The following is a 17,592-nucleotide window of genomic DNA, read 5'->3' as shown; positions in this document are numbered from 1 at the left end:
AAACCTGTGTGGGATGTACCGGCCACTCGCGAATGAATTCGCTCCCACAGGGTGGGCATCAGGCCCTCAATTCCCTATCTCAATGCCGCCCATGCTCCTTATGGTGCGCATGCTCCCCGCAAAACCGCGCCAACGTCAGCACGCTTTTAGTGATCGGCATCGGGATGTTCACTTTCGCCGCCAACTCCACCACCGCATCGCCAATCGCCGCCAGTTCCAGCGGCAAGCCCTTATCGAAGTCCTGCAGCATCGAGGTGCGCACCGGCCCCATGCTGGCGCCGAACTGCATGAAAGTCGTCGGCTCCATGCTCAGCTTCGCGTCATAAGCCGCCGCCACTTGCACCGCCTCGTTGAAGGTCGCCAGCGCCAGCTCGCGCATGTCCGGCAGGCCATAGATTTGCTCCAGCGTTGCGCCGGTCACCACTGAAACCGGGTTGGACGTGAGGTTGGCGATGATCTTGGTCCACAGCTGATCGCGAATCCGGTCAGTGCCTTGGGCTTCGATCCCTGCGCCCTGAATAAGCGACACCAGTCGTTCCAGACGCGGTGTCAGCTCATTGTTCAATTCGCCGAAGATAATGCGATACGGGTTGTGGGTTTTTACGACAGCAGGGGCAGAACTTTGCGCCGTGATGAAGACGACGCAGCCGATGACCTTGTGCAGATCCAGCGTGTCGGTGATGCGCCCATCGGGATCGACCGTTTCTACGCGATTGCCATCGAAACGCCCACCCTCACCATGGAAGTACCACCACGGCACGCCGTTGATCACGGGCACTACAACCGTGTTCGGACCGATCAAAGGGCTGATGTTCGGCAAGAGACCGCTCAGTGAAGGGGCTTTGGTGCACAGAAAAACGATGTCCTGCTCGCCGAGGGTTTCGGCGCTGTCGCTGGCGTTGACCTTCACGTGATGACGGCCTTGCAAATCCTGCAGGTGAATGCCGTTGCGTTGCAGCGCTGCCAGGGTGCGGCCACGGGCGAAGACGTTCACCGGGTGCCCCGTCAACGCGATGCGCGCCGCCAGCGTGCAACCAATGGCGCCAGCGCCAGCAATGCAAATGCGCAAGGGGGAAGAACTCATGGTGGCTCCGGCTGGGGGAATGTTTCAAGGCATTACGCAATTTACACCAATCCTCGCGCATTTCTTTGTAGGCGTGAGTTTTGCTAGCGATTGAGGTGCATCAGTCGCCGTTGTAGGGACCTGCATGACGCTATCGCGAGCAAGCTCACTCCTACAACGCCGCGCACCCATTGGTCGGCTATGGGGTCGTTCCCTGAACTTCATCGCCCCTGCACCTATCCTTGTTGTATGCCTCTGCAAAACGCTCTGGCCTGCGGGCCAAGGAGAAGTCATGCGTGCACTGACGTATCACGGCGCCCACGACGTACGCGTGGAAACCGTCGCCGACCCCATCATCCAGGAAGCCGATGATGTGATCTTGAAGGTCACCGCCACGGCCATTTGCGGCTCGGACCTGCACCTGTATCGCGGCAAGATTCCCGCCACCGAACAAGGCGACATTTTTGGTCACGAATTCATGGGTATCGTCGAAGAAGTCGGGCCCCAAGTCACCGCCGTCAAGCCCGGCGACCGTGTGGTCATCCCTTTCGTCATCGCTTGTGGCAGCTGTTTTTTCTGTCAGATGGATGCCTTTGCTGCGTGCGAAACCACTAACACGGGACGTGGGGCGATTCTGAATAAAAAGTCGATTGCGCCCGGTGCGGCGTTGTTTGGCTACAGCCATTTGTACGGCGGGGTGCCCGGTGGGCAGGCCGAATACGTGCGCGTTCCGAAGGGTAATGTCGGGCCGTTCAAGGTGCCGGGAACGTTAGCGGATGAGAAGGTCTTGTTCCTCTCGGACATCCTGCCCACGGCGTGGCAGGCCGTACTCAACGCGGGTGTGAAACAGGGCTCAAGCGTGGCGATTTACGGCGCCGGACCCGTCGGACTGTTGAGCGCGGCGTGCGCGAAAATGCTCGGGGCTGAGAAGATTTTCATGGTCGATCATCACGCCTATCGCCTCGCGTATGCGCAGTTCACCTACGGCGTGATTCCGATCAACTTCGATGAGGACGACGACCCGGCAGACACCATTGTGCGTCAGACGTCGGGCATGCGCGGTGTCGATGCGGTGATCGATGCTGTAGGTTTTGAAGCCAAGGGCAGCACTACGGAAACCATCCTCGCCACCCTCAAACTCGAAGGCAGCAGCGGCAAGGCGTTGCGCCAATGCATCGCGGCCGTGCGCAGAGGCGGGACCGTCAGCGTGCCGGGCGTTTACGCGGGCTTCATTCACGGCTTCATGTTCGGCGATGCGTTCGACAAGGGGCTGACGTTCAAGATGGGCCAGACCCACGTGCACCGCTACCTGCCAGAACTGTTGAAACTGATCGAAGAAGGCGCGCTGACGCCGGAGGCAATCATTACCCACCGGTTGTCTTTGGAAGAGGCGGCGGACGGCTACAGAATCTTCGATAAACGCGAGGAAGACTGCCGCAAGATCATCCTCACGCCAGGGTTCGACAGCCGGGTGGATGTATCGGCCAATGATGTGGATTTGTCGGGTACCTGACGTTTAGGCGCCGTTGACAGGGCGTGAGCCGACGCCCTCTGGGCGAGCGGCGACTCCAGGATCACGAGTACGCCGCCGAATGATGCGGATAATCGACCAGTCGCGAGCCGATGACCATTTCGCTGATCCAGTCGGTCAACAGCGTCGTGTAGGCATGCTGGCTGGTGTCGCTGCTCAATCCATGATCTGCGCCGTCCAGCAAGCGATAGGTCAACGAATGCGCCAGATCGAACGCCGTGCGGTAACTCATCAACGTCGCGTGGGGCACGTAATCGTCCTGCTCAGACTCGACCAGCAACACATCCCCTTTGAAATCCTTGCACGCCGCCAACGCGCGATTATCCGCGGCGGTTACGGCCGAGCGGCGGTAATGCGCAAGCTTGTCCCGGTCCAGCGCCTGTTTCGGCATGTCCCAATCTGCGTCCCAATACAGCGCCGGAACGCGCAAGGCCAGCCATTTGACCGGGCGCATCCCGCTGAGAATCGTCGCCAGATAGCCGCCGTAACTGCTGCCGATCACAGCAATCGCGTTGTTATCCACAGCGGGGTGACTCGCCAGTCGATCGTACGCGGCAAGCAGGTCTTCCATGCTGTGTTCGCGGGACACCGAGGCGCGCATTTCATGGGTGCGTTCGTGGCCGCGCAAGTCGAAGGTCAGGCACACGCAACCCAGGCCGGTGATGTTCTTGGCCCGAGCGAGGTCGCGCTGCTGACTGCCGCCCCACCCGTGCACGAACAGAATGCCGGGCATTTTCGCGCCGGGCGCCAGGATGGTGCCTGAGATGGTGTCGTCGCTGACGTTGATGTCGATGGTTTCACTGCGTACGGTCATAAGGCTGGACCTGTGTGAATTTGCTGATAAGGCCGACGTCAGGGTCGTCGCCCTCGTAGAGAAGGTGGGCATCGGCCGGCAAGGTAGTCGGCCCGTAGATTTCGTGGCTGGACGCGTGAATTCGCTGCAAGGTCGGGTCGGCGGCAAACGCCACCAGCGCTTCGATCTCGGCAGGGCTGGCGCCACCGATGCGCCAGGATTGCTCCAAAACGCCGGAGCAGACTTCCCCTCGCGAATTGGTGCCATGGGCAATGTCGTAATTGCGCCGCGAGGCGAGGAAATCCGGGAAGCAATCCAGCGCGGCGTTTTCGTAACTCATGGCTTGAGTGACCGAACGCCGCACATCGTCGTCAAGATCGAGCTTGAGCAACGCGTTGTAATCGCCGCGCACCAGCCACAATTGGGAGCCGCCGTAGACAGTTTCGCCATTGTTGTCTTCGGTCAGGCTTTGCGTGCCGTGGTAACTGATGGTGATGCCCGCCACCTGAATCTGGCCCACGCTGTAGGTGATGACGTCGTGCAAATCTTCCTCCAGCACCAGCCCCCATTCCTCCACCTCGGCCATGTCTTGCTGAGCGAGGGCGCTGTCGAGCTCAGCTTCCGTCGTCACCACTAACTGTCCGCGACCTGCTGTGGCTAAGACCGGCTTCACCCGCACCGGGCCGTCTTTGAGCAACAGCACCCCGGCGCGCCTGGCATCGGCCTCGTTGAACACGCTGAAACCTGCAAGCACGGCATCGGCTGCATCTTCGAAAAATCGATCAGACCAGCCTGCCGGTTTCGCGGTTGCGTCTTTGAGGAGAGGATGGGAAATGGCTTTGGTGGCCATGAAGGGATGGTCGATAAGCCCGCCAAAGAAGTCATCGACGCTGCGAATATTCAGCGCGTTGCCATCCTCTTTTCCGATAAGCGTGTCGGACGGGATGTAATACAGCGCATGACCTTGGTGCAGGTCCGGGTCATACGCCCCGACGAATTTCGCTCCCAAGACACCCGCGATCCGTTCGGCCAGAGCCTGTTGGACCACCGTTTCGTGAGTCGCCAAGCGCTTGTGGGTGGCCAGCAGAACGACTTCAGACTTTGCAGTGCTGCGTGATCCGCTCATGGGCGAACTCCCTGGTGAGGCCGAAGTGTTTCGCAATAAATATCTGTAGTCTGATACATCTTTCGCGAATGAATTCGCTCCCACAGGTGCTGTGTCCGTCCACCCGTTTCAGGCGTACGCCAAATCACCTGTAGGAGCGAATTCATCCGCGAGGCGTCAGCACAGACGACACATCCATTTGAGAAAAACCCGACGCCGTGTAGTTCCTCGCCCTCTGATCAATGGTCGGTGGCCGGCTCAGACTTGTCGATGACGACATCGGCATCGCACGCGGGAAACGGCTGGGTGTGGTCGGTGTCTTCACGATCACCCATGGCCTTGTATTTCTTGCGCAGCGCGTGCAGTTCTTTCTGGTCCAGGTTGTCCAGACTCAACACCGCGTTCTGGGCATCCTTGGTGACCCGCAATAGCTCGTCGATCTTGATGTGCAACTCGTCCGTGTCGCGGTTCTGGGTGTTCTGCACGAGGAAGACCATCAGAAACGTGATGATCGTCGTGGAGGTGTTGATGATCAGCTGCCACGTGTCGTTGTAATGGAAGAACGGACCCGTCACGGCCCACACGCAGATCAACAGAACGGCCACGACGAAGGTTTTCGGGTTGCCGGTCCATTTCGACAGCGCCTGCGCGAACTTGGAGAATTTCATTGCCGGTGTCCTTAGCGATCGGGGGTAGGTATGCAAAGGACCGCTGGTCGCGTTTGAAATTTCTTTTTACAAAATGAAATCGGGCGAGTGGTGAGTCAGGCGTGATTCATGCCCAGCCGAAGACTTGGCAGGCGTTCTCGGTGCTGGCGTTGGCGAGGGTGTCGGGCGTGGTATTCATAAGTCCGGCCAAGGCAACGCAAATAGCTGGCAAATGCTCGGGGCTGTTGCGCTGGCCGGGGTACATCGCCGGGGCCATGTCGGGGGAATCGGTTTCCAGCACCACGCTGTCCAGCGGCAGGTCGGCAATCACCCGGTGCATGCGCAGCGCTTGCGGCCAGGTCGCCGCGCCGCCAAGGCCGAGTTTGAAACCGAGCTTGATGTATTCCTTCGCTTCCTCTCGGCTCCCCGCGAAGGCGTGAACGATGCCAGCGCGTTTGAGCTTGAAGCGTTTGAGTGTGGCAATGGTATCGGCGTGACTGCGGCGTACGTGGAGCAGGGCGGGCAGATTGAAGTCAGCGGCCATTTGTAGCTGTTGCTCGAACACGGTTTTTTGGCGATCCCGATCCACCGATTCGACGTAGTAATCCAGCCCGATTTCGCCCACGGCGCAGAGTTTTGGATGGCCCGCCAATTCGGCCAGTCGCTCGCGCAATTCATGAAGGTGCTCCGGGCGGTGTTCATCAAGATAAATCGGGTGTAAGCCCAATGCCGCGTAAATGGAAGGCTCATTGAGGGCCAGATCCCACACCCGCTGCAGATTGCGCTGATAGACCCCCAACACCACGATCCGGTCTACTTGCAGCTCTCGACAATGGCTGAGAACGGCGTCTCGGTCAGCGTCGAAATCATCGAAGTCCAAATGCGTGTGGGTGTCGATCATCCGCACGTCAGGCCTCGTGAATGCGCTGTTTGAACGTGCGCACGATGGCGTGAACGCCCGGCTCGTACAGATCCTGTTCCACGGCCGATAGGGCCAATGCCAGTGCTTTTTCAGCGATCAACTGGTGCTGTTGGGCCATGGCGTTGACCGGCAACGGCAGAAAGTCGAGCAGTTGCGTGTCGCCGAAAGTGCCGAGGTGCAGTTGATCAGGATTGAGACGGCGCGCGTGCAGAAGGTCGAAAACGCCCTGCAACAGAACATAGGACGTGGTGATCAACGCGTCGGGAAAATAGCCGAGGCGATCAAGCATCTCGCCCGCGATGTGCAGGCCGCAATCGCGACTGAACGCTTCGCCATGCTCGACGATCACCGAGCCTTTGAAGCCTTCCAGTGCGTCTTCGAAGCCACTGGCACGGGCTTTACTGACGCTGAGTTCAGGGCGGGCGCCGATGAGGGCAACGTGCCGGGGTCTGGTTTCCAGCAGGCTGCGCGTCAGTTGCTGGCTGGCGTCGTGGTCGTCGCTGACCACCGAGCAGAAATGCGCGGGGTCCATTTCCCGGTCGATGGCGATGACGGGAATGCCATGTTTTTGTAGGTCGCGGTAGCTGTCATCGCTGGCAGGCAGGCAACTGGCAACGAAGAGGGCATCGCAACGACGGGCGCGAAACAACTGCAACAATTGCAACTCGCTGATGGGATCGTCGTCGGAACTGGCGATCAGGAGTTGATAGCCTCGGGCACGGGCGCCTTGTTCGAGTTGCTTGGCGATACGGGCGTAACTCGGGTTTTCCAGGTCCGGCAAAATGAAACCCAATGTGCGGGTGTGGCGGCTGCGCAGCCCCGCAGCCTGTGGATTGGGGCGAAATCCATGGGCCTCGACCACCGCCCGCACACGTTCAACGGTCGCGTTGCTGATGCGTTGCTGCTCGGCCTTGCCGTTGATCACGTAGCTGGCGGTGGTGACGGAGACGCCGGCCAGACGCGCAATATCACTGAGTTTCAAGCGGACCTTCCTTTTATTCTTTGGCACGGACGGAATGCGGTCGGGATTTTCACCGATTTAGAGTCATCATTACAGCAGAGCATTATCGATTACGTTTTCAGAATGCTTTCTGCGCCGGTCAGCAGGATGCGCTTCAATCTGCGCAAGATATCGAGTAACGTGCCCGGCAATCTAGATTAAACGATTCAGCAAGCGCATTTATTGCCGTAATCGTGCAAGAACGCTGGTCTGATGCCGTGTTATCCACGTGCCTCAGGCCCTAAAACAAGAATCACAGGAGAACGCGATGCTCGAACTGACCGTTGAGCAAATTTCCATGGGCCAAACGGCTATGGATAAACCTGCCGCGCTGCAATTGCTCGCTGATCTGCTCGTAGCTGACGGACTCGTCGCACCGGGTTATTTGCAAGGGCTGCAAGCCCGCGAGCAACAGGGTTCGACCTTTCTTGGCCAGGGCATCGCGATTCCCCATGGCACGCCGCAAACCCGCGATCAGGTGTACGCCACCGGTGTGCGTTTGATGCAGTTTCCGGAAGGCGTGGATTGGGGCGACGGGCAGATCGTCTATCTGGCCATCGGCATTGCCGCCAAGTCCGACGAACACTTGCGTCTCCTCCAACTCCTGACCCGTGCCCTCGGCGAGACCGATCTGGGCGAAGCGTTGCGTCAGGCCACGAGTCCAGAGGCGCTGCTCCAACTGCTGCAAGGCGCTCCGCAGGAACTGGCGCTGGATGCACAAATGATCAGCCTCGGCGCGTCAGTCGATGACTTCGAAGAGCTGGTCTGGCGTGGCGCGCGGTTGCTGCGTCGTGCCGAATGCGTGAACAACGGCTTTGCCGCCGTGCTGCAACAGGTCGAGCCGCTGCCGTTGGGCGACGGCCTCTGGTGGCTGCACAGCGAGCAGATGGTCAACAAACCGGGGCTGGCGTTTGTCACGCCGGACAAGCCCATGCGTCATCTGGGGCAACCGTTGAACGGCCTGTTCTGCCTCGCCAGCCTGGGTGAGTCCCATCAGGCGTTGCTCGAAAGGCTGTGCGCGCTGTTGATCGAAGGCCGTGGGCAAGAATTGGGTCAGGCCACCAGCAGCCGCGCGGTGCTGCAAGCCTTGGGCGGTGACGTGCCGCCTGACTGGCCGAGCGAGCGTGTTGCCCTTGCCAACGCTCATGGCCTGCATGCGCGCCCGGCGAAGATCCTCGCGCAACTGGCGAAAAATTTTGAAGGCGAGGTGCGCGTGCGCATTCTCGACAGCGCCGAAAATCCTGTGTCGGTCAAAAGTCTGAGCAAACTGCTGAGCCTCGGCGTGCGTCGGGGGCAGGTGCTGGAATTCATTGCCGAGCCGGCCATTGCCAGCGATGCCTTGCCTGCTCTGATCGCTGCTGTCCGCGAAGGCTTGGGCGAGGAGATCGAGCCGCTGCCGACCGAGTCCGCGCCGAGCCCGATTGCGGCCGTGGTGGAAAAACACCTGAGCGCCCCCTCCGCCGGTTCACAGATCCAGGCCGTTCCCGCCGCCCCCGGCATCGCCACGGGGCCTGCCCATGTGCACGTGTTGCCGGTATTTGATTACCCGCTGCGCGGCGAGTCGTATCACGCCGAGCATGAGCGTCTGCACTCGGCGTTGGGCTTGGTCCGAAGCGACATCGAAGGGCTGATCCAACGCAGCACCGCCAAGGCCATTCGCGAGATTTTCATCACCCACCAGGAAATGCTCGACGACCCCGAGCTGGTGGACGAGGTCACCCTGCGTCTCAAAAGTGGTGAAAGTGCCGCTGCCGCCTGGACGCATGTGATCGACGCGGCGGCGCGCCAGCAGGAACAGCTCAAAGATGCGCTGCTCGCCGAACGTGCGGCGGACCTGCGCGATGTAGGTCGTCGCGTGCTGGCGCAACTGTGTGGCGTGCAGGATCTGGTTGAACCGCACGAACCCTACATTCTGGTGATGGATGAAGTCGGCCCGTCCGACGTGGCACGGCTCGATCCCGCGCGCGTCGCCGGGATTCTCACGGCGCGCGGGGGAGCCACGGCCCACAGCGCCATCGTCGCTCGCGCATTGGGTATTCCGGCGCTGGTCGGTGCCGGGGAAGCGGTGTTGCTGATCAAATCCGGCACCGTTTTGCTGATCGACGGTCAGCGCGGACGCCTGGATGTGGCGCCGGACGACCCGACCTTGGAGCGCGCCTTGCTTGACCGCGACACCCGCGAGACACGTCTGAAAGCCGCTGCCGCGTTGCGCATGGAGCCTGCAATCACCCAGGACGGCCACGCGGTCGAGGTGTTCGCCAACATTGGCGACAGCGCCGGTACGCCCGCTGCGGTAGAGCAGGGCGCCGAAGGCATCGGCCTGTTGCGCACCGAATTGCTGTTCATGGCCCACAGCTCCGCGCCGGACGAAGCCACTCAGGAAGCCGAATACCGTCGCGTGCTTGACGACCTCAAAGGCCGCCCATTGGTGGTTCGTACCCTCGACGTCGGTGGCGATAAACCCCTGCCGTACTGGCCAATCGACAAGGAAGAAAACCCATTCCTCGGCGTGCGCGGCATTCGTCTGACCTTGCAGCGTCCTGACGTGATGGAAAGCCAGCTTCGCGCCTTGCTGCGTGCCGCCGACAACCGTCCGTTGCGCATCATGTTCCCGATGGTCGGCACGGTTGAAGAGTGGCGTCAGGCGCGGGACATGACCGAGCGTCTGCGCCTGGAAATCCCGGTGGCCGACTTGCAACTGGGCATCATGATCGAAGTGCCGTCGGCAGCACTGCTGGCGCCGGTGCTGGCCAAAGAGGTGGACTTCTTCAGCGTCGGAACCAACGACCTGACGCAGTACACCCTGGCCATCGACCGTGGTCATCCGACCTTGTCGGGCCAAGCGGATGGTCTGCATCCCGCCGTACTGCAACTGATCGACATCACCGTTCGCGCCGCCCATGCCCATGGCAAATGGGTCGGCGTGTGCGGCGAGTTGGCAGCGGACCCGCTGGCAGTGCCGGTACTGGTCGGGCTGGGCGTCGGTGAATTGAGTGTCGCGGCGCGCAGTGTGGGCGAAGTCAAAGCCTGCGTCCGTGAGTTGAATCTGACCGGTGCCCGGCAGTTGGCGCAACATGCGCTGGCCGTCGGCAGCGCCGCTGAAGTGCGTGGCCTCGTGGAGAGGCTGTGCGTGGAGAAGCTGTAATGGCGAAGATTTTGACATTGACCATGAACCCGGCGCTGGACCTGACCGTGCAGTTGGGCCCGTTGCAGGTGGGCCAGGTCAACCGCAGCGAGTGCATGCTCACCCACGCGGCAGGCAAGGGCCTCAACGTCGCGCAGGTGCTGGCGGATCTGGGGCACACGCTGACCGTCGCGGGTTTTCTCGGCGTCGATAATCAGATGCCGTTCGAATCGCTGTTCGCCAAACGCCATTTCGTCGACGAGTTCGTTCGCGTGCCGGGCGAGACCCGCAGCAACATCAAACTTGCCGAAAGCAGTGGACGCATCACTGACCTGAACGGGCCGGGACCTGAAGTCAGCGTCCAGGCGCAACAGGCGCTCGCGGCCCGCGTCGACCAGATCGCCAGTGACTTTGATGCCGTGATCGTGGCGGGCAGTCTGCCCCGTGGCGTCGATGCGCAGTGGCTGAAAGCCTTGCTGGTGATGCTCAACAAAAAGGGTCTGAAGGTTGCTCTGGACACGAGCGGCGAAGCCTTGCGTGCAGGCCTTGAGGCGTCACCGTGGCTGATCAAGCCCAACACCGAAGAGCTGGCCGACGCGCTGGATGCACCGATCATTTCCATCGCCGCGCAAGCCGAGGCTGCCGAAGCCTTGCGGCAGCGCGGCATTGAGCATGTGGTGATTTCCCAAGGCTCGGAAGGTGTGCACTGGTTCAGCGCCGATGTGGCGTTGCAAGCGATGCCGCCGAAGGTCACGGTTGCCAGTACGGTCGGGGCGGGGGATTCGCTGTTGGCGGGCATGGTTCACGGTCTGTTGAGCGGCCACGCGCCCGAGCGGACGTTGCGCACGGCGACGGCGATTGCCGCGATGGCGGTGACCCAGATCGGGTTCGGTATCACGGACACCGTGCAACTCAAACGGCTGGAAGGCGGGGTCAACGTTCGCGCCATGGCGAATAACCTCGACAGAACAAGAAAAGAGGAAGAGTGATGAAGTTAGCCATTGTCACGGCCTGCCCGAACGGCAAGATCAGCAGCGTCCTCAGCGCCCGTCTGCTCGATGCAGCGGCGCAGCGTCAGGGCTGGACGACGTGTGTCGAAGTGCACGACCCGCGTCACCCTGAAAAACAGCTCACCGCTGATCAGATCCAAAGCGCCGACTGGGTGTTGGTCGTCAACACCGGCCCTCTGGATTTGAGCCGGTTTGCGGGCAAGCGTCTGCATCAGTCGACGCCCTCCCGAGCGTTGCAGGACATCGACGGTTTCATGCATTCAGCCCAGGAACTGGCGAAGGTGTATGTGCCCAGCGAGCGCGTCGAGTCTGTCGCCGCTGCCAGCTCGGGCAAAATCCCGACACTGGTGGCCGTGACCGCTTGCCCGACCGGCGTTGCCCACACCTTCATGGCCGCCGAGGCCATTCAGCAGGCGGCGAAAAAACTGGGCTACGACCTGCAAGTGGAAACCCAAGGCTCGGTCGGTGCGCGCAATCCGTTAAGCGCTCAGGCGATTGCCGAGGCCGACGTGGTGTTGCTGGCGGCCGATATCGAAGTGGCCACCGAGCGTTTCGCAGGCAAACGAATCTACCGCTGCGGCACCGGCATCGCGCTCAAGCAGTCCGAGGCGACGCTAAAAAAAGCCTTGGCTGAAGCCGAAATCGAGTCTTCTGCGTCGACCTCGAAAGCCCCTGCCAAGAAAGAGAAAACCGGTGTCTACAAACACCTGCTGACCGGCGTGTCGTTCATGCTGCCGATGGTGGTGGCGGGCGGTTTGCTGATCGCGCTGTCGTTCGTGTTCGGTATCACGGCGTTCAAGGAACAAGGCACGCTGGCCGCTGCGTTGATGCAGATCGGCGGTGATGCGGCGTTCAAGCTGATGGTGCCTCTGCTGGCGGGTTACATCGCCTATTCCATCGCGGATCGGCCGGGTCTGGCGCCGGGCATGATCGGCGGGCTGCTGGCCAGCACGCTGGGCGCAGGGTTCATCGGCGGCATTATCGCGGGCTTCATCGCCGGGTACACCGCTGCGGCGATCAATCGTTATGCAAGGCTGCCCGCCAGCGTCGAGGCGTTGAAGCCGATCCTGATCATTCCGCTGCTGGCCAGTCTGGTGACGGGGCTGGTGATGATCTACGTGGTCGGCAAGCCGGTGGCGGGCATGCTCGAAGGGCTGACGCACTTCCTCGACAGCATGGGCACCACCAACGCGATTCTGCTGGGCGTGTTGCTGGGCGCCATGATGTGCGTAGACCTCGGCGGGCCGATCAACAAGGCCTCTTATGCGTTTTCGGTGGGGCTGCTGGCGTCCCAGAGTTATGCGCCGATGGCGGCAGCGATGGCCGCAGGCATGGTGCCGCCGATCGGCATGGGCATCGCCAGCCTCATCGCCCGTCACAAATTCGCCCAAAGCGAGCGCGAAGCGGGCAAGGCAGCGTTTGTGCTGGGGCTGTGCTTCATCTCCGAAGGCGCCATTCCCTTTGCCGCCAAAGACCCGCTGCGGGTGATCCCGGCGAGCATCGTCGGTGGCGCGCTGACCGGGGCGTTGTCGATGTTTTTCGGCTGCAAACTCATGGCACCCCACGGCGGGTTGTTCGTGCTGCTGATTCCGAATGCGATCAACCATGCGTTGCTGTACCTGCTGGCGATTGTGGTCGGCAGCGTAGTGACGGGCGTGTTGTATGCCGTGTTGAAACGGCCGGAAGTGGTGGAACTGGATGCGGTGCCTGCTGGCGCTTGATTCACAAGCGCTGAATACCTTTGTAGGAGTGAGCTTGCTCGCGATAGCCGCCTGCCTATGCCACATGTGGTGACCGGCAGCCAGCAATCGCGAGCAAGCTCACTCCTACAGGTTCTGTGTCATCTGTAATATTCACCCAACATTCGGTTGTTAGGTTCCTGTCTTTGGCATTCGCTGGAGAGGGATGAAACATGACTCAGTTCGACCTGACACGCCGACGCATCATTCAAGCCGCTGGCGCCGGATTGCTCTTGCCGGGCTTGGCCCCGGCGGTCATTGCCTCGGTCAAGGATCGCCCGAAGATGACCGACGGCGTGCAGTCCGGTGACCTCATGGGCGACCGCGCCATCGTCTGGAGCCGCAGCGACCGTCCTTCGCGCATGGTCGTGGAATGGGACACGCGCAGCATGTTCACTAATCCGCGTCGCGCCGTCTCACTGCTGGCTGATCAGCGCACCGACTTCACCGCCCGTGTCGAACTGACCGGCCTGCCCACCGATCAAGCCATTTTCTACCGCGTGTTCTTCGAAGACGCGCAAACCGGTGTCGCCAGCGAGCCGTGGTTCGGTCACCTGCGGAGCATGCCGCAGACCCGCCGTGACATCCGTTTCGTCTGGAGCGGCGACACCGTGGGGCAGGGTTTCGGCATCAATCCGGACATCGGCGGCATGCGCATCTACGAAGCGATGCGCCTGCGTCTACCAGACTTCTTCATCCACAGCGGCGATACCATTTATGCCGACGGCCCGGTGCCCGCCGAGGTGGTCACGGAAGGCGGGCGCATCTGGCGCAACCTCACCACCGAAGCAAAGAGCAAGGTCGCCGAGACCCTTGACGAATACCGCGGCGCCTATCGCTACAACTTGATGGACGAGAACCTGCGCCGCTTCAACGCCGAAGTGCCGCAAATCTGGCAGTGGGACGACCACGAAGTCAACAACAACTGGTCGCCAAGCAAACAGCTCGACGAGCGCTATAAAGTCAAAGACATTCAATTGCTGGCTTCACGCGGACGTCAGGCGTTTCTGGAATACGCGCCGATGCGTTTGCAGAGTGCCGACAATGGCGGGCGGGTGTATCGCAAGCTCAGTTACGGGCCGATGCTCGACGTGTTCGTCCTCGACATGCGCAGCTACCGCGACGGCAACGACGCCAACCTGGCCGACAAACCGGGGTCGACCACGGCATTTTTGGGACGCCAGCAATTGGACTGGCTCAAGCGCGAATTGCAGGCGTCGAACGCGCAGTGGAAGGTGATCGCGGCGGACATGCCCATCGGTCTCGGTGTGCCGGACGGCGAGGTCAGCCCAGGCGTCATGCGCTGGGAGGCGATTGCCAACACTGACAACGGCGCGCCGAAAGGGCGTGAGCTGGAGGTCGCCGAACTGCTGGGGTTCCTGCGTCAGCAGAAGGTCCGCAATACGGTGTGGCTGACCGCCGACGTGCATTACTGCGCGGCCCATCACTATCACCCGGATCAGGCCGTGTTTCAGGACTTCGACCCGTTTTGGGAATTCGTCGCCGGACCCCTGAATGCCGGGAGTTTCGGGCCGAACACGCTGGACAAAACCTTCGGCCCCGAGCTGGTGTTTCAGAAAGCCCCGCCTGCGCAGAACACCTCGCCCTTCGCCGGGTTTCAGTTTTTCGGCGAAGTGAACATCGACGGGCAGAGCGGCGAGATGACCGTGACGCTGCGGGATCTGGACGGGGTTTCGGTGTTTGAGAAAAAATTGCAGCCATCAGTTCTCGTCTAGCCATCTTTCCTGTAGGAGTGAGCTTGTTCGCGATGGCTCAGTGTCAGCCACTACATAAGGCACAGACAGACTGCTATCGCGAGCAAGCTCACTCCTACAGGTCCGTGGCGCATATGAGTTTTTCGCAAAGCCAAGTAGAAATTGGCAGTTGTACGACCTCTACGCATTTCCCGGTAACACTTAGCTCGCCACTCGCCTATCATTAGCCACCTAACGACATCTCAGGGTTTGGTGTGCATGCTGGCAATTTTTTGGGAAACCCTGAACATCACCGCACCGGTCTTCGCCATGCTGTTTCTCGGCGTGTTGCTCAAGCGGATCGGCTGGATCAACGACGGCTTCATTCACACTGCGTCTTCGCTAGTGTTCAACTGCACCATGCCCGCGTTGCTGTTCCTCGGCATTATCCACGCGGACCTGCACGCGGCGCTGCAACCGGGCGTCTTGATCTACTTCATCGTCGCCACGCTGGTGGGTTTCGCGCTGGTCTGGGGCTGGGCGATCTATCGCGTACCCTTCATCGAGCGCGGCATTTACGTGCAAGGGGCGTTTCGCGGTAACAACGGTGTGATCGGCCTCGCGCTGGCCGCCAGCATGTACGGCGATTACGGCATCTCACTGGGCGCGATCCTCGCCGCGCTGGTCATCCTTTTCTACAACACGCTCTCGACCGTAGTGCTGGCGGTCTACAGCCCGGTGATCAAATCCGACCCGTGGAGCATCTGCAAAAGCGTTTTCGCCAACCCGCTGATCATCAGCATCATTGCCGCGACCCCCTTCGCGTACTTCGGCATCAGCTTGCCGAAATGGCTCGACACCTCCGGCAGCTACCTGGCGCAGATGACCTTGCCGCTGGCGTTGATGTGCATCGGGGGGACTTTGTCGCTGAAATCGTTGCGCGAGAGCGGCGGCCTGGCGGTCAGCGCGGGCCTGATGAAAATGGTGTGGTTGCCACTGATCTGCACCGCTGGCGCATGGCTGCTGGGCTTTCGTCACGCAGAACTGGGGATTCTGTTTCTTTACTTCGGCGCGCCCACGGCCTCCGTCAGCTTCGTCATGGCACGCGCGGCCGAGGGCAATCATGAGCTGGCGGCGTCGATCATCGTCATGACCACCTTGGCAGCAGCGGTGACGACCAACCTCGGGATCTTCATTTTGCAGTGGGGCGGATGGATCTGACCGCAGACGTGCAGGCGTTTCCCTCAGTGTTGTCGACGCCATGCGCGAACCGTGCTGAGCAATACCGCCATGCCCAACACCGGCAACGCGTAATGAATCATCAGCCGTTCGAGCCGATCCGCCAGCGGCATACCGGTGGTGAACGACACGATGTGCAGCCCGTACACCGCGTAAAGCACCAACAGCAATAGGCCTTCCAGCCGGGTGATGCGATAACCGGAGTAGAACAGCGGCAGGCACAGGACCGCGACGCCGAGCATCACGGGCAGGTCGAAGTCCAGTGCGTTCGGTGAGATCGACAACGGCGTCGAGGCGATCAGCGAGGTGATCCCCAGCACGCCCAGCAGGTTGAACAGGTTGCTGCCAATGATGTTGCCCACCGCGATGTCACGTTCGCCACGCAGCGCTGCGATCAGTGAAGTCATCAAGGCGGGGAGGGACGTGGCGACGGCGATCACGGTCAGGCCGATCACCCGTTCCGACAATCCCAGGTCCTGGGCGACAACGACGGCCGCGCCCACCAGCAAATGACTGCCAAGGATCATCAAGGCCAACCCGCAGGACATCACCGCCAGGCGGCCAAGGATCGGCCAGACTTTGCGTTTTGGTGTTTCGTCAGTGGGGTTGAAATGCCGGGCGCCGTGGGCGAACTGGCGCACGACCACGACCAGATAACCGGCCATGGCGATCAACAGCACTACGCCATCCAGCCCGCTCAACACCCCATTCCACGCCAGCCCGGCAACCAACGCCGTGGCGCCGATCATCAGCGGCAGGTCCACGCGCACCAACTGCCGCGCCACCCGCAACGGGATGATCAACGCTGACAGGCCGAGGGTCACCAGAATGTTGAAGATATTGCTGCCGATAACGCTGCCCACCGCGATGTCGGTGCTGTCAGTCAGCGCAGCTTGCAAGCCTACGGCCATTTGCGGCGCGCTGCTGCCGAGGGCGACGACGGTGAGGCCGAGAAACAGCGGCCGGGTTTTTAGCAAGGCAGCCAGGACCACCGCCGCGCGCACCGACAGTTCGGCGCCGACGATCATCATCAGCAGGCCACCGATCAGTTCGATCAGCGTGGGCAGTGGCAGGGTCGAGAGCGCGAGAATTCAGGGCACCACTGAGTCAGTCGTCGAGGGCTTGCACCCGCACTTGGGCGGTTCCGCTGCGCAGCATACCCAATTGTTCAGCGGCAGCGCGCGATACGTCGATCAATCGGCCACGGGTATGCGGCCCGCGATCGTTGATGCGGACGATGACCTTGCGGTCGTTGTCGAGGTTGGTGACTTGCACGCGGGTGCCGAACGGCAGTTGGCGGTGCGCGGCGGTCAGGGAATTCTGGTCGAAGCGTTCACCGCTGGCGGTGCGCTTGCCTTGGTGGCGCGAGCCGTAATACGAGGCTCCGCCGGTGGCGTTATAGCCGTGGGGATCGATGACGCCTTCGCTGGCACAACCGGCCAGCAGGGAGAGCAGCGCGCAAGCGCTGAGGAGCCGCCACATGGTTCGCAATCCTTCAGTCCTGATCGTCCCCACGCTTTGCGTGGAAATGCAGCTCGTGACGCTCCGCGTCACAGAAATGGACGCAAAGCGTCCTGAAATGTGCTCCCACGCAAAGCGTGAGGACACTCAAACGTCATCGCGAGCAAGCTCACTCCTATAAGGGCAACGTATTCCATTGTAGGAGTGAGCTTGCTCGCGATTTGGCCGGCCCTGATGTCGAAAGTTCCGGATCAGCGCCTTTGC

Annotated in this window: 14 protein-coding genes; 6 read left to right on the top strand and 8 right to left on the bottom strand. The window is 61.1% G+C overall.

The window, feature by feature from the left end; genetic code table 11:
• Positions 1-79 precede the first annotated feature (79 nt).
• A complete protein-coding gene (locus tag GVN17_RS03055; protein ID WP_166593734.1) occupies positions 80-1,084 on the bottom strand; it encodes a ketopantoate reductase family protein in 1,005 nt (334 codons plus the stop codon).
• 271 nt (positions 1,085-1,355) lie between these two features.
• Here GVN17_RS03055 and GVN17_RS03050 point away from each other — a divergent pair, with 271 nt between their 5' ends.
• Positions 1,356-2,576 (top strand): zinc-dependent alcohol dehydrogenase, encoded by a 1,221-nt coding sequence (locus tag GVN17_RS03050; protein ID WP_166593733.1) that lies wholly within the window; start codon positions 1,356-1,358, stop codon positions 2,574-2,576.
• Between the two features lie 61 nt (positions 2,577-2,637).
• Here GVN17_RS03050 and GVN17_RS03045 read toward each other — a convergent pair whose 3' ends face one another.
• The 5 genes from GVN17_RS03045 to cra form a co-directional block, all read right to left on the bottom strand.
• Positions 2,638-3,408: a S9 family peptidase gene (locus tag GVN17_RS03045; RefSeq protein WP_166593732.1), complete on the bottom strand. Its 771-nt coding sequence runs from the start codon at positions 3,406-3,408 to the stop codon at positions 2,638-2,640.
• Positions 3,392-4,513: a DUF3182 family protein gene (locus tag GVN17_RS03040; protein WP_166593731.1), complete on the bottom strand. Its 1,122-nt coding sequence runs from the start codon at positions 4,511-4,513 to the stop codon at positions 3,392-3,394. The genes GVN17_RS03045 and GVN17_RS03040 overlap by 17 nt, the downstream gene beginning before the upstream one ends.
• Before the next feature lie 218 nt (positions 4,514-4,731).
• Positions 4,732-5,160, bottom strand: coding sequence for a low affinity iron permease family protein (locus tag GVN17_RS03035; RefSeq protein ID WP_166593730.1), 429 nt, complete (start codon positions 5,158-5,160; stop codon positions 4,732-4,734).
• A 106-nt stretch (positions 5,161-5,266) separates the two neighbouring features.
• Positions 5,267-6,040 (bottom strand): TatD family hydrolase, encoded by a 774-nt coding sequence (locus GVN17_RS03030; RefSeq protein WP_166593821.1) that lies wholly within the window; start codon positions 6,038-6,040, stop codon positions 5,267-5,269.
• Positions 6,041-6,047: 7 nt separating this feature from the next.
• Positions 6,048-7,043, bottom strand: coding sequence for a catabolite repressor/activator (cra, locus tag GVN17_RS03025; RefSeq protein WP_166593729.1), 996 nt, complete (start codon positions 7,041-7,043; stop codon positions 6,048-6,050).
• Positions 7,044-7,329: 286 nt separating this feature from the next.
• Between cra and ptsP the strand changes: the two genes are divergently transcribed.
• The 5 genes from ptsP (at position 7,330) to GVN17_RS03000 (ending at position 15,849) form a co-directional block, all read left to right on the top strand.
• The gene (ptsP, locus tag GVN17_RS03020) at positions 7,330-10,206 is read left to right on the top strand and encodes a phosphoenolpyruvate--protein phosphotransferase (RefSeq protein WP_166593728.1); all 2,877 of its coding nucleotides are present in this window, start codon (positions 7,330-7,332) and stop codon (positions 10,204-10,206) included.
• Positions 10,206-11,174 (top strand): 1-phosphofructokinase, encoded by a 969-nt coding sequence (gene pfkB, locus GVN17_RS03015; RefSeq protein WP_166593727.1) that lies wholly within the window; start codon positions 10,206-10,208, stop codon positions 11,172-11,174. The genes ptsP and pfkB overlap by 1 nt, the downstream gene beginning before the upstream one ends.
• Positions 11,174-12,916, top strand: coding sequence for a PTS fructose-like transporter subunit IIB (locus GVN17_RS03010; RefSeq protein ID WP_166593726.1), 1,743 nt, complete (start codon positions 11,174-11,176; stop codon positions 12,914-12,916). The genes pfkB and GVN17_RS03010 overlap by 1 nt, the downstream gene beginning before the upstream one ends.
• A 191-nt stretch (positions 12,917-13,107) precedes the next feature.
• A complete protein-coding gene (locus tag GVN17_RS03005; protein WP_166593725.1) occupies positions 13,108-14,670 on the top strand; it encodes an alkaline phosphatase in 1,563 nt (520 codons plus the stop codon).
• Positions 14,671-14,907: 237 nt separating this feature from the next.
• Positions 14,908-15,849 carry an AEC family transporter gene (locus tag GVN17_RS03000; RefSeq protein ID WP_166593724.1) on the top strand — a complete coding sequence of 314 codons (942 nt, stop codon included), beginning with the start codon at positions 14,908-14,910 and terminating at the stop codon, positions 15,847-15,849.
• Between the two features lie 23 nt (positions 15,850-15,872).
• On the opposite strand, the gene GVN17_RS02995 is transcribed toward GVN17_RS03000, so the two are convergent.
• Together GVN17_RS02995 and GVN17_RS02990 are read right to left on the bottom strand one after the other, a co-directional pair.
• Complete coding sequence (locus GVN17_RS02995; RefSeq protein WP_166593820.1) at positions 15,873-16,925, bottom strand: calcium/sodium antiporter; 1,053 nt, start codon at positions 16,923-16,925, stop codon at positions 15,873-15,875.
• Between the two features lie 49 nt (positions 16,926-16,974).
• Positions 16,975-17,349, bottom strand: a complete 375-nt coding sequence (locus GVN17_RS02990) for a septal ring lytic transglycosylase RlpA family protein (RefSeq protein WP_166593723.1) — start codon at positions 17,347-17,349, stop codon at positions 16,975-16,977.
• Positions 17,350-17,592: the final 243 nt, after the last annotated feature.

The sequence above is a fragment of the Pseudomonas sp. SLFW genome (assembly GCF_009905615.1).
Classification (GTDB): Bacteria; Pseudomonadota; Gammaproteobacteria; order Pseudomonadales; family Pseudomonadaceae; genus Aquipseudomonas; species Aquipseudomonas bambusae.
Note: the sequence above shows the minus strand (reverse complement) of the source record. Positions and strands in the feature narration are given on the sequence as shown.